This is a genomic window from Amycolatopsis sp. NBC_00438, from assembly GCF_036026695.1.
In the GTDB taxonomy this organism is placed as follows: domain Bacteria; phylum Actinomycetota; class Actinomycetes; order Mycobacteriales; family Pseudonocardiaceae; genus Amycolatopsis.
This window is the reverse complement of record NZ_CP107923.1, coordinates 8522076-8534398: the sequence shown is the minus strand read 5'-3', so window position 1 is coordinate 8534398 and position 12323 is coordinate 8522076. Positions and strand designations below refer to the sequence as shown.

The window sequence follows — 12323 nt, the reverse complement described above, 5'->3', positions numbered from 1 at the left end:
GGCGCCGGCCTCGGACGACGCGTCTTCGAGATCCCCGATTCGAGGAGGCACGATGGCCGAACTGATCGTCACGACGTTCCTGTCCCTGGACGGCGTCTACCAGGGCCCCGGCGGCGTCGAGGAGGACACGTCCGGCGGCTTCGACCTGGGCGGCTGGGTGACGCCGTTCTACGAGGACGACATGGCCGCCTACGCCGCCGAGTGGCTCGGCCAGGCCGGCTCGCTCCTGATCGGCCGCCGGACCTACGACATCTTCGTGCAGTACTGGCCGAAGGCGACCGACCCGGACGACCCGATCGCGGTCGCGATGAACAACCTGCCGAAGTACGTCGTGTCCCGGACCTTGCCGGGTTCGGACTGGTCCGGCGTGTCCGTCGTCGACGGCGACGTCGTCGAGTTCGTCCGCGAGCTGAAGGCGCGGCCGGGCGGCGAGATCCAGGTCCACGGCAGCGGCGAGCTGCTGCAGACGCTCATCGCCCACGACCTCGTGGACGAATACCGGCTGTGGCTCTACCCGGTGGTCCTGGGTAAGGGCCGCAAGCTGTTCCCGGCGGGCGTGGCGCCGAAGTCGTTCGAGCACGTCGAGACGCGCCGGACCTCGTCGGGCGCGAACGTGCTGGTGCTGCGCCCGGCCGGGAAGCCGCGCCACGACACGTTCCGGCTGGCGACGGAGTAATTCCGTCGCGGAGGGCGGCTCCGCTGGCTACCGTGGACGCATGAAGCGCGCCATGACGACGACGCCGGAGAGTGTCCCGGCGCGCTGAACGACGTTTTCCAGCCCCGGGGCGGTTGCCCCGGGGCTTCGTCTTGTGGTCAGCCGCCTCGCCGTCCCGAGGAGTCCACAATGCACGATCACCGCAAGCTCGGCCGCGAACTGGAGCTGTTCGGCTCCGACCCGCTGCTCGGCGCCGGCCTGCCGTACTGGCTGCCCGACGGCGCGCTCGTCCGCCACAGCTTGGAGGAGTACGTCCGCGACGTCGAGCGCCGCGCGGGGTACCGGCACGTCCATTCGCCCGTGCTCGGCAAACGCGAGCTGTACGAGCTCTCCGGGCACTGGTCGCACTACCGCGACGACATGTTCCCGCCGATGGATCTCGGCGGTGAGCAGGTCGTGCTGCGGCCGAGCCTCTGCCCGCACCACGCGCTGATCTACCGGTCGCGCGGCCGCAGTTACCGTGAGCTGCCGCTGCGCCTGGCCGAGCTCGGCGGGATGTACCGCGCCGAGCTGTCCGGGGTCCTCGGCGGGCTGAACCGCGTGCGCGCGATCCAGCTCAACGACGCGCACGTCTTCTGCACCCTCGACCAGGTCGAGGACGAAGCCGCGGCCGCGTTGGCCCTGATCAGGCGGGCCTACGAAGCCCTCGGTATCAGCCCGGCGCGGTACCGGCTCTCGCTCGCCGACAACTCCGGGAAGTACGTCGGCAACGGCGAAATGTGGTCGCGGGCGGCACAAATCCTCCGTTCGGTCCTCGGCCGCAGTGGACTCGCATACGACGTTGTCGAAGGCGAAGCGGCCTTCTACGGCCCGAAAATCGACGTCCAGGTCGTCGACAGCGCCGGCCGCGAAGCGACCCTGTCGACCGTCCAGGTGGACTTCCACCAGCCGGAGCAGTTCGGCCTGGAGTACGTCGGCGCGGACGGCGCGAAACACCGTCCAGTGATGGTCCACCGCAGCATCATCGGCAGCATCGAGCGGGCGATGGCGCAGCTGATCGAGGTCCACGGCGGCGCGTTCCCGGCCTGGCTGGCGCCGGTACAGCTGCGCTTGCTGCCCCTGTCCGACGCGGAACTGCCTTATGCACAAGGGATTCAGCACGACGATCTGCGCATCGAGGTCGTCGACGCGTCCCGCGGCAGCCTGGGCGCGCGCATTCGTGAGGGACGGCTGGCGCCCTACCAGGCCGTGATCGGGCCTCGGGAGGTTTTGTCGGGCTCGCTTTCCTTGCGGCTGCGCGACGGAAGCCAGGTCGCGGCGCGACCGGCGGCGGACGCGCTGGCTTCGCTGGCCGAAGAGATCAGGAAACCGCTTCGGCGAGCCAATCCAGCACCGGCGTCAGGCTTTCCGGACTCGCCCAGCCGTTGATGACGGCGAGCAGTTCCAGGTAGCGCTCACGGCGTGGATCGCTGACGACGTCGAGCCATTCCCGCAGCTGGCCGGGTTCGCGCCCGAGACCGCCGACGATCGCGGCGGCCGCGGGCGAATCCGGCGTCACCCCGGCCTGGAGCGCCGGCGTGACGGCGTCGCGCACTTCAGCGGCAAAGTCACGGCGCAGGCCGCCTTCGTGCTGGTCGGCGAGCTGGCGCAGGATCGCGCGGAATTCCGGATCCTGCGCCAGCCCGGCCAGCTCGATCCAGGCCTCGACCTGCGCGGAAGCCGGGTTGCCGGGCAACTCTGGCGTCAACGTGCGCGCGATGCCCGCGAGTTCGGGACGGTCGCCGAGAGCGTCGCTGAGGAAGTCGTCGACCAACCGGCGACGCTCGGTGTCCGACAGCTGGGCCAACTGGTTCATGAGACTTGTCTCCTCGGGTGACGAACCACGCTCCGCGACAGCGGCCAGGACAGCGCGACGCAACCGCAGCACCCGGATCTGGACGTCCAGGGCTCCGACGTGCGTCGCCGCGACATCGGCGACGGCGACTTCGCCGTCGACGATCCGCCGGATCGTCGCGAGGTCCAGCCCCAGCTCGCGCAGGGTGCGGATCAGGTCGAGCCGCGCGAGTGCGGCGTCGTCGTAGAGGCGGTGACCTGCGGAATTACGCTCGGACGGCGGCACGAGACCGCGGTCGGAGTAGAAGCGCACGGCCTTGACCGTGAGTCCCGTCCGCCGGGCCAGGTCGCCGATCGAGTACCGCATGCCGGTCAGCGTGGCACCTCCCCCCAGAGGAGGCGCAAGCCCGACTTCACCCCATTGTGTCGATCACATGTTCGACGATCGGCGGTAAAGTCGATCACGTGGAAGCGACAGTGATCAGAAAAGCCCGCCAAGCCTGCGAGCCGAGAGCGAGATTGCCTGACGAGGGCGCTTTCGCATCGCGGACCACCACCGACGAGACGGACAGGGAGACTTCCAGACAGCCATTGGCATTGCTGTAACTGCTCTTGCGCCAGGCCATTTCGGTTCGCTCGTCGATGGGCATGAGGTGCGCCTCCACTCGTCGTGGGCGGCGGCCTGTTCGGCCGGCCATACGCCCGATTCTCCCGCATTCGGAGAGGTCTGATCCAGCGTCATCGTGGATCGCTTCGCGGAAGTATCCGATGTGCGGCAGCTTGCCCGCGTACGTCAGTCGGATTGCGATCCCGAAAGCCGGCGGCGAATGCTGCGGAGCTCGCCGCAGGTGACACCGGCATCAACCAGATACTGCTCGGCGTCGAAACCGTCGAGGGTCGCCAAGACGGCTTCTCCGGTCGTGGTGCCTCGATTAGCGAGAATGGCCTCGATGATCGGACCTTGGTCGTCGGTGCCCATTGCGGCGAACAGCGCTTTGAGGGCCTCGGCCGACATGTCGTAATCCGCGGCGATCGCCCGGGGTTCGACGTCGGCCAGCGCGAGCAGCAGGAGCGCGATCAGGCCGGTGCGGTCTCGGCCGGCACCGCAGTGGAACAGGACACCGCCAGGGGCGGCGTGGGCGATCGCCTTGATGACGGCAGCGCAGCGGCCGGCCTTCCGCTGGAGGAAAAGGGGGTAGTAAAGCGGGGTGCCGTTGAGGTGTTCGCGGTTGACCTGCCGCCAGAACTCGACGTCACCGATGTCGTCGAGCGGCACTTCGAGCCGATCGATGTCGGCCGGTGTCGCCGGGCCCGCGGCGGATACGGCGAACTGCGCCGAACCGCCTGTGCGGTCCGCGGTTCCGTCCGGGGCCGGATCTCATCCTCATTGCGGAGGTCGACAACGGTACGAACGCCTGCATCGCGCGCTTGGGCCCAACCCGCGTCAGAGACAAAGCGAAGGTCCGCGGCCCGGAAGAAGGCGCCGTAGGCGGTCTCGCCGGACCTGGCCGGTAGCCCACCCAGGTCCCGGGTGTTGAAAAAACCTTCCCAGACCACTGACCTGCCCACGGTTCATGGTTGCTCGCGAGCCGCCAGGGGACAAGTCAGGTTTCTTCGCGGATCCGGGTCACCAGCTGAGTCGGATTCACGAACCGCAACGCCACGACAAGGAGCAACACCATGGAACCGGTGTAGATCGTCGCCATCGCGTCGACCGACTGGTTGGCGCGGATGCCCGCGGCGAACACGGAGTTGTAGAGGGCCACCACGAGGGTCGTCGAGTCCGGGCCGGCCGTCAGGAACGTCAGCTCGAACATGCCGACCGTGCGCACCAGCACCAGGATCGACGCGGCCAGGATGCCCGGCAGCAGCAGCGGTCCGAGGATCCGGGTGAACACCGACAGCGTCCGCGCGCCCGACATGCGCGCGGCGGCTTCGATCTTCGGGTCGATCTGCTCGATGAACGGCGTCATCGTGAGCACCACGAACGGCACCGACGGCACGAGGTTGGCCAGGATGACCCCGGTCATCGAGCCGGCCAGGTGGAACTTGTAGAGCACCGTCGCCAGCGGGATGCCGTAGGTGATCGGCGGGATCAGGATCGGCAGCACGAACAGCAGCATCACCAGGCGCTTGCCGGGGAACTTCCGGCGGGCCAGCGCGTACGCGGCCGGGACACCGACCGCCACCGACACGGCGATCACCACCAGCGCGACGATCGCCGTCGTGAGGAGGACGTCCGAGAGGCCGAACTCGCGCCAGGCGTCGGCGTACCAGTGGGTGGTGAAGCCGTCTGGGAGCCAGGTGCCGAACCACTGCACACCGAACGAATCGACGACCACCGAAAGGACCACGCCGGCGAGGTTCACGAAGAAGAACGCGACGACAGCCCAGACGACCCAACGTCCGGGACGCGCGACCCAACCGGTCATCCCTTGCCTCCGGTCGCTCCGCGGTACAGCGTGCCGCGCCACGCCATGACCAGGCCGATCACGATCAGCATGAGCACCGCCATGATCATCGCGACGGCCGAGCCCATCGAGTAGTCGTACTCCTCGAACGCGGCGTGGTAGGCCGCGATCGAGATGACGCGGGTCTCGTTCGCCGGGTCGCCGACGAGTTGTGCCGACGGGAACACCGAGAACGCCATCACGAACGAGAGGCAGAAGGTGATCGCCAGGCCGGGTGCGAGCAAGGGCAGCGTGATCCGCCGGAAGCGCTGGGTCCAGTTGGCACCGAGTGTCGCGGCCGCCTTCTCCAAGGAGGGGTCGATGCCCGAGAGATAGGACAGCGTCAGCAGGAACGAGAAGGGGAAGCCGGTGATGACCAGCGACAGGAGCACGCCCGTGTAGTTGTGGATCAGCGGCAGCGGCTCGTCGGTGATCCCGAGGACCGTGAGCACCTTGTTCAGCCAGCCCGACTGCCCGCCGTACATGATCAGGCCCTGTGCGGTGAGCACCGTGCCGAGCGTGATCGGGACGACCAGGATCGTCGTCAGGAGGCGCTTGCCGCGCACGCGGCCGCGCAGCACGTAGGCGATCGGGATGCTGGCGAGGACGTTGATGAACGTCGCGGGCAGCGCGATGCCCAGCGTCGTCCAGATCGTGTCGCGTAGGTACGGATCGCCGAAGAACCTGGCGTAATTGGCGAAGACCCCGCCCTGGCGCGGGGCGAACGACAACTGGAGGCCGTAGAGGAACGGATACAGGAACAGGCACGCGGTGACCAGCAACCCGGGCACCAGGAGCAGCAGCACGCGGTCGATGCCCCGTTCGGCCAGGCGGTGACGCAGCGCCGGACGAGCCGGCGCCGCGGTCGTCACGGCGGTCACGGCGGTCACGGCGCGAACACCAGGACCCGCTCGGCCGGGACGCCGATCTTCACCGGGTCGCCGGGCGCGAGGCGCTTGTCGGTGCGGAAGTACACCGGCAGCCCGCTCGCCAGGCGGGCCGAGATCGACAGCTCGCGGCCGTGGTACTCGACGATTTCGACCGTGACGTCGAGGGCGTTCTCCGTGCCTTCGCCCACGACGAAGTCTTCGGGTCGGATCGCGACCTTCACCGGGCCGGCCGACAGGTCGTCGCGGTTGGTGCCGGTCAGGCGGACGCCGTCGCCCTCGACGGTGACCGACGAGCCGGCAAGCGACGAGCGGGTGCCCGATGCGCCGGCGGGCGACGAGCCGGTCGCCGACGAGCCACTCGGCGACGAACCGGTCGCGGTCGCAGCGGTGGCGGTCGCAGCGGTGGCGGTCGCAGCGGTGGCGGTCGCAGCGGTGGCGGTCGCAGCGGTGGCGGTGGCGTTGGCGGTGTTGGCGGCGCCGGTCGCGATCGCAGCGGTGGCGCTGTTGGTGGCGGTGACGTCGCCGGCGGTGCCGGGGTCGGTGTTGGTGGTGCCCAGGCCGGTGGCGCTGGTGATCGTCAGGTCCAGGAGGTTGCGGTAGCCCATGAAGGAGGCGACGTAGCTGTTCACCGGCTGGGCGTAGACCTCCTCGGGGGTGCCGATCTGCTGGACCGCGCCCTCGCGCAGCACGACCAGACGGTCGGCCAGCGAAAGCGCCTCTTCCTGGTCGTGGGTGACGTAGACCGTGGTGAGGCCGAGCGTCTGGTGGAGGCGGCGGATCTCCATCCGCATCTCGAGGCGGAGCTTGGCGTCCAGGTTGGACAGCGGCTCGTCCATCAGGACGACCGCCGGTTCCAGCACGACCGCGCGGGCGATGGCGACGCGTTGCTGCTGCCCGCCGGAAAGCTGGGCGGGAAACTTCGCCGCGTGGTCGGTGAGCTGGACGAGCCTGAGTGCCTCGTCGACGCGCCGGCGGGCTTCGGCGCGGGCGACCTTGCGCATCCTGAGGCCAAAGCCGACGTTGGCGCGGACGGACAGGTGCGGGAAGAGCGCGTAGTTCTGGAAGACCATCCCGAACCCGCGTTGCTCCGGCGGCCGGCCGTCGATGCGGGTGTCGTCGAGCCAGATGCTGCCCCCGGTCAGCGGCAGGAGGCCGGCGAGGCAGTTGAGGGCCGTCGACTTGCCGCAGCCGGACGGGCCCAGCAGGGCCACGAACTCGCCACGGGTGATGGCGAGGTCCAGGCCCTGCAGGGCGTTCGCGGTGCCGAAGCTGCGCGAGACACCGTCCAGCCGCAGCTGCTCGAACGTCACTTCTTGCCTACCTTCGAGCCGCCGACCAGCTGGTTCCACTTGTCGAACGCCTTGACCTGCTGCTCGGCCGGCAGCGACGTCTCCTTGGGGTACTGGGCGATCCACTGCTCGTACTCCGGGCGGCCGAACTGCTTGATCGTGTCCTGGCTCTTCTGCGGCGCCATCTGGAGGGTGACGTCCTTGACGGCCGGGCCCGGGTAGAAGTAGCCGTCGTCGTAGGCGATGGCCTGCTGGTCGGGCTTGAGCATCCACGCGATCAGCTGCAGGATCGCCGACTCCTGGTCGGCGGAGAGGCCCTTGGGAATGAGCGCGTACTGGGCGTCGGTGACCCAGTGCATCGGCTGCATGATCGCGGTCTTGACCGTGTTCGGCACCGTGCCGAGCTTGCGCGGGTTGATGTCCCAGCCGGTGGTCGACATGACCATGTCGACCGAGCCGGAGGCGAGGTTCTTCATCGCCTCCGTGGTGCCGGAGGGGTAGTACTTCACGTACTTGCCCAGCTCCTGCAGGAACGCCCAGGTCTTGTCCCAGCCCTTGTCCGGATCCTTCGGATCCTTGTCCCCGAGGAGGTACGGCAGGCCCATCAGGAACGTCCGGCCCGGGCCGGAGTTCGACGGCTGGGCGTACTGGAACTTGTCCGGGTGCGCCTTCGCCCAGTCGAGCAGCTCCTGCGGTGACGCCGGTGGCGTGGCGGCCGCGGCCGGGTTGAACTCCAGCAGCGGGCCCGATGGGTAGTAGACGATCTCGACGCCGTAGCCGTTGGCCAGGTCCTGCATCTTGGCCGCGGGCTCGAGGTAGTTCTGCATCAGGTTCGGGAACCGGCCGGCGAAGTCCGGGAGGACCTTCGCGAGGGTGCCGTTCGCGATGCCCGCGGACAGCCCGTCGGTGCCACTGAGGACCAGGTGCGTCTGGGAGACGCCGCCGTCCTGCTCGGCTTTGAGCTTGCCCGCCATGCTCGGGGCGGGGGCCGTCGAGTAGGTGACCTTGGCGAGCACTTCGGGGTGCGCGGTCTTGAAGTTCTCGATCATCTGCTTGGTGAGCTGCAGGTTGCCCGCGATGTCGAGGATGTTCAGCTCGACCGGCTTGCTCGGCTTGTCCGGCACGGCCTGGGGAGCCGCCGCCTGGCCGCCGTCGCCTCCCGGGGCGCCGCACGCCGTGAGGCCGGCGGCGAGGCTCGCCGCCAGCAGCACTCGTCGGAATCGGAAGCCGCTGCGACCCTGCATGGCTGCTCCTTGCCCGTGATAATGTTGTATGTCGCATCATATATCAGATCGGACACGTCCTTGGCGAGCACTTTCGCTTCCTGTCGGGCCGTCCGGGACGACCGCGGTGACCGTGATCCGGAAGGGGCCCGATGACGTTCGAGCAGCAGAGGCGACGGCTTTCCGGAGTGGTGGCCATCCCGGTCACGCCGTTCGACGCCGAAGGCGCTGTCGACGGCCAGACCTACGCGAAGCTCGTGGACCGGCTGGTCACCGGCGGCATCGAGGTCGTGACGCCCAACGGGAACACCGGTGAGTTCTACGCACTCGACGCGGACGAGGCCCGGCTTTGCCTCGAGGTCACCGTCGAGGCCGTGGCCGGGCGGGCCAGTGTGCTCGCCGGGATCGGGCACGACGTCTCGTCGGCGACGCGGGCCGCCAAGCACGCGCGGGACTCCGGCGCCGACATGATCATGATCCACCAGCCGGTGCACCCGTACGTCTCCGGTGACGGCTGGGTCGACTACCACGCCTCGATCGCCGGCGCGGTGCCCGAACTCGGCGTGGTGCTCTACGTGCGCAACCCCGCGATCAGCGGTGAGCAGCTGCACGCGCTGGGGGTCGCGGCACCGAACGTCATCGGCGTGAAGTACGCGGTGCCCGACCCGGTGCGCTTCGGCTCGGTCGCCCGGGACGCCGGCTTCGAACGGTTCGTGTGGATCGCCGGGCTGGCCGAGCTCTCCGCCCCCGGCTACTTCGCGGTGGGCGCCACCGGGTTCACGTCGGGACTGGTGAACGTCGACCCGGCGATCTCCCTGGACATGTTCCAGGCACTGTCCACAGGGGACTATCCGGCGGCGATGGCCGTCTGGGAACGCATCCGGCCGTTCGAAGAACTCCGTGCGGCCAACGGGAACGCCAACAACGTCAGCGTCGTCAAGGACGCGCTCGCTCAGCTCGGGTTGTGCCGGCCGGACGTGCGGCCGCCCAGCCGGCTGCTGACGGCGGGCGAACGGGAACGGCTCTTCGGCCTGCTCTCGTCCTGGGGTCTTTCGTGAAGCACAGGCAGCACGCCGACGGGCTCGAAGTGCGGTGACACAGAACTCCGACTCGCCGGCGAACCACCTGTGACAGGGTCTGCCGGACGCGATCCTCGCTGTAGCAACCCAACTGGGCGCCTCGGGCGTCGCTCCACGCGACTGCGGGCGGCTGCTCGCCAGCCGAACGGCTGGCATGGTTGCGTTACACGTGGGCTCGTGCCCGGCACGGCTCCTGTCCCCGGCCGACGAACTTCACGACCGGAAGATCCCGGGTGTGCGGTACATCACCGTCATCCCGATGTGGCCGACTGTACACCTCGGCGGCAACTTGCGGGGAATTGCCAATACGGCGGCGGAGTGAGAGGCTTACCTAAGGACGCGGTACCACCGCGACCAGGCCCCAGTGCCCTTTTCCCGGACCGGCCCGGACCCTGTCGGGGCCGGAAACCGTTGCTGGTCAAGCCTTTACGACTTACCCAGAGCGGTTGTGCCGATGAGTGCCACCCAAGTTCCGGATACCCCTGTGACCACCGGCAGCGACTTCGCCGAACTCGCCCGGCTCGTCAAGGCCGCCGGCCTCCTCGAGCGGCGCCGACGCTACTACGCGATGCGGATCGGGCTCAACCTCGCCGCCTTCGGTGGTGGCTGGGTCGCGTTCGTCTACCTCGGCGACTCCTGGTGGCAGCTGTTCCTCGCCGCGTTCTTCGCGATGATGTTCGCGCAGCTTTCGTTCATCGGGCACGACGCCGGCCACAAGCAGATCTTCCGTACCCGCAAAGCGAATGACGCGACCGGATTCGTCCACGGTGGACTCACCGGGTTGAGCTACGGCTGGTGGATGGGCACCCACACCCGCCACCACGCCAACCCGAACCACGAGGACGAGGACCCGGACGTCGACATCGCCGCGCTCGCCTTCAGCAAGGCGCAGAGCGCGCGCAAACGCGGTTTCCTGCGCTGGATGGCGAAGTACCAGGCGTTCCTGTTCTTCCCGCTGCTGCTGCTCGAAGGCCTCAACCTGCACGTCTCCAGCGTGAAAGCGGTACTGCGCAAGGACATCCGCAAGCGCAAGCTGGAGTCGGCACTGCTGATCGCGCACCTCATCGCCTACCTCGCGGCCGTGTTCATCGTGCTCTCGCCGCTCACCGGGATCATCTTCATCCTGGTGCACCAGTTCCTGTGGGGGCTGTACATGGGCTGCTCGTTCGCGCCCAACCACAAGGGCATGGAGATGCTGAGCGCCGGCCACAAGCTGGACTTCCTGCGCAAGCAGGTGCTCACTTCGCGCAACGTCCGCGGCGGCCCCGTGGTCGACTTCGCTCTCGGCGGCCTGAACTACCAGATCGAGCACCACCTGTTCCCGAGCATGCCCCGGCCGAACCTCAAGCACGCGCAGGTCATCGTCCGGGAGTTCTGCGACCGGCACGGGATTTCCTACGCGCAGTGCGGCTGGGCCCGGTCGTACGGCTACGTGTTGCAGCACCTCCACGAGGCGGGCGAACCGCTACGAGCGAAGAAGGTGATGGCGTGACAGCCCCCGCCCCGGACGCTCTCGAAGTGTCCGCCACAGGTCCGCAGTGCCCCAACTGCCCGCACTCCCTCGACGCGCACGACGCCATCGCGCGCCGCTACTGCGCGGCCACCGAGGCCGGCCAGGGGGTCGACCGCGGCTGCGTCTGCGGTACCGCACAGGACCACCAGAAAAAACAGAGCACCGGACAAGGATCACGATGACCGCGTCGACCTCCTACCACAGCCGCTACGACCTGCGCGTCGAGCGCGTCAAGAACATCGTCATGGAAGACACGAAGCTCAACGACACCAAGGCACTGGCGCTGGCCGTGCGGATGGTGCACGAGCTCGACACGGTGCCCGAGCCCGTCCGCTGACGCTCAGTCCGGCAGCACGGCCGGGAGGCCGAACGCCTCGAACACGCTCGGGACGAACGTGGTCACTTCGGCGACCGCACCGTCCACGATGAGGAGCGTGTTCAGGCCGAACGCGTGAAACGCGCCGTCGTGGCGGAGGTACGTCGCCACGGCGGGGCCACCGTTGGCCCGCACGAACCGCATCCGCAGCTCCATCGAGTCCGGCCCGCGCAGCACCGGAGCCCAGCCTTCGAGGACCGTCGCGAGCCCGCCGTACCACGTCGGTGTGGTGCCGACGTGGCCGCCGGCGCCCGGCTGGTGGCTGCAGCGGACGTCGTCACGCAGGACCGCCGCGATGGCCTGGTCGTCCCCGGCCGTGATCGCCGCGATGTACCGCGAGACGACCGCGCGTTCGTCACCGCTCGACTCGACGCGCCACTCCGTGCGCCGCGAAGGCAGTTGCTCTTTCAGCTCGGCGCGCGCCCGCTGAAGCGAACTGTTCACCGAAGCCGGGGTTGTCTCCAACGTCGTCGCGGTCTCCTTCGCCGTCCAACCGGCGACGTCGCGAAGGATCAGCACCGCGCGTTGCCGCGGCGAGAGGTGCTGGACGGCCGCGAGGAACGCCAGCTCGACCGTCTCGCGCGCGACAACCGCGTCGAGAAGGTCATCCGGGCAGGGCTGGAGCCACGGGACCGCCGCCGCGGGCCGGGGCGCCAGATGTGAACTCGAAGCCGGCGGCAGATCGACGAAGGGCACAACGTGCGACGTGCGACCGAGGAAGTCGAGGCACGCGTTCGTGGCGATCTTGTACAGCCACGCGCGCAGGCTCGCCCGCCCCGCGTACTGGTCACGGGCGCGCCACCCCCGCAAGAACGTCTCCTGGACCAGGTCTTCGGCCTCGTCGACCGACCCCAGCAGCCGGTAGCAGTGCACCCGAAGCTCACTCCGGTGTAGCTCGGTCAGGTCCGCGAACTCGGTTTCGTTCATCTCGACAGTCACCATGCCCCATGTGACGCCCGCCGCCACCGGAAGTCAGCTCTTCGCAGGTCAGCATGGGTGTGGCCGAAGTTACTCG

At 68.7% G+C, this 12323-nt stretch carries 14 protein-coding genes and 1 pseudogene; 6 read left to right on the top strand and 9 right to left on the bottom strand.

All coding sequences use genetic code 11. The features are described 5' to 3' along the window. Window positions 1–52 precede the first annotated feature (52 nt). Both OG494_RS39070 and thrS read left to right on the top strand, forming a co-directional pair. Window positions 53–676: a dihydrofolate reductase family protein gene (locus OG494_RS39070; protein WP_328447407.1), complete on the top strand. Its 624-nt coding sequence runs from the start codon at window positions 53–55 to the stop codon at window positions 674–676. A 168-nt stretch (window positions 677–844) separates the two neighbouring features. Beyond that, on the top strand, window positions 845–2083 hold the full coding sequence (thrS, locus tag OG494_RS39065; protein WP_442874337.1) for a threonine--tRNA ligase: 1239 nt from the start codon (window positions 845–847) through the stop codon (window positions 2081–2083). Here the strand turns inward: thrS and OG494_RS39060 are convergent. The 8 genes and pseudogenes from OG494_RS39060 to OG494_RS39025 all read right to left on the bottom strand — a co-directional run bounded on the left by OG494_RS39060 (window position 2016) and on the right by OG494_RS39025 (window position 8361). Then, complete coding sequence (locus OG494_RS39060; protein ID WP_328447405.1) at window positions 2016–2855, bottom strand: MerR family transcriptional regulator; 840 nt, start codon at window positions 2853–2855, stop codon at window positions 2016–2018. The two genes, thrS and OG494_RS39060, sit on opposite strands and share 68 nt — an antisense overlap. A 94-nt stretch (window positions 2856–2949) precedes the next feature. After that, window positions 2950–3138 carry a DUF397 domain-containing protein gene (locus OG494_RS39055; RefSeq protein ID WP_328447404.1) on the bottom strand — a complete coding sequence of 63 codons (189 nt, stop codon included), beginning with the start codon at window positions 3136–3138 and terminating at the stop codon, window positions 2950–2952. Between the two features lie 143 nt (window positions 3139–3281). Next, a complete protein-coding gene (locus OG494_RS39050) occupies window positions 3282–3764 on the bottom strand; it encodes a tyrosine-protein phosphatase (RefSeq protein WP_328447402.1) in 483 nt (160 codons plus the stop codon). 116 nt (window positions 3765–3880) lie between these two features. Then, window positions 3881–4045, bottom strand: a pseudogene (locus tag OG494_RS39045) (tyrosine-protein phosphatase); the annotation flags it as partial. Window positions 4046–4092: 47 nt separating this feature from the next. Continuing rightward, window positions 4093–4920, bottom strand: coding sequence for an ABC transporter permease (locus tag OG494_RS39040; protein WP_328447400.1), 828 nt, complete (start codon window positions 4918–4920; stop codon window positions 4093–4095). Further along, window positions 4917–5810 carry an ABC transporter permease gene (locus tag OG494_RS39035; RefSeq protein WP_328459160.1) on the bottom strand — a complete coding sequence of 298 codons (894 nt, stop codon included), beginning with the start codon at window positions 5808–5810 and terminating at the stop codon, window positions 4917–4919. Before OG494_RS39035 ends, OG494_RS39040 begins: the two co-directional genes overlap by 4 nt. 14 nt (window positions 5811–5824) lie before the next feature. Further along, window positions 5825–7138 carry an ABC transporter ATP-binding protein gene (locus OG494_RS39030; protein WP_328447398.1) on the bottom strand — a complete coding sequence of 438 codons (1314 nt, stop codon included), beginning with the start codon at window positions 7136–7138 and terminating at the stop codon, window positions 5825–5827. Then, window positions 7135–8361, bottom strand: coding sequence for an extracellular solute-binding protein (locus OG494_RS39025; RefSeq protein ID WP_328447396.1), 1227 nt, complete (start codon window positions 8359–8361; stop codon window positions 7135–7137). Before OG494_RS39025 ends, OG494_RS39030 begins: the two co-directional genes overlap by 4 nt. Before the next feature lie 131 nt (window positions 8362–8492). On the opposite strand from OG494_RS39025, the gene OG494_RS39020 reads away from it, so the two are divergent. The 4 genes from OG494_RS39020 to OG494_RS39005 all read left to right on the top strand — a co-directional run bounded on the left by OG494_RS39020 (window position 8493) and on the right by OG494_RS39005 (window position 11269). Next, entirely contained in the window at window positions 8493–9398 is a 906-nt protein-coding gene (locus tag OG494_RS39020) for a dihydrodipicolinate synthase family protein (protein WP_328447395.1), read from the top strand. Between the two features lie 475 nt (window positions 9399–9873). Then, window positions 9874–10911: a fatty acid desaturase family protein gene (locus OG494_RS39015; protein ID WP_328447393.1), complete on the top strand. Its 1038-nt coding sequence runs from the start codon at window positions 9874–9876 to the stop codon at window positions 10909–10911. After that, window positions 10908–11114, top strand: coding sequence for an RGCVC family protein (locus tag OG494_RS39010; protein ID WP_328447391.1), 207 nt, complete (start codon window positions 10908–10910; stop codon window positions 11112–11114). Before OG494_RS39015 ends, OG494_RS39010 begins: the two co-directional genes overlap by 4 nt. Further along, a complete protein-coding gene (locus tag OG494_RS39005) occupies window positions 11111–11269 on the top strand; it encodes a DUF6307 family protein (protein ID WP_247059049.1) in 159 nt (52 codons plus the stop codon). The genes OG494_RS39010 and OG494_RS39005 overlap by 4 nt, the downstream gene beginning before the upstream one ends. Before the next feature lie 3 nt (window positions 11270–11272). On the opposite strand, the gene OG494_RS39000 is transcribed toward OG494_RS39005, so the two are convergent. Then, window positions 11273–12235, bottom strand: a complete 963-nt coding sequence (locus tag OG494_RS39000) for an RNA polymerase subunit sigma-70 (RefSeq protein ID WP_328447388.1) — start codon at window positions 12233–12235, stop codon at window positions 11273–11275. Window positions 12236–12323: the final 88 nt, after the last annotated feature.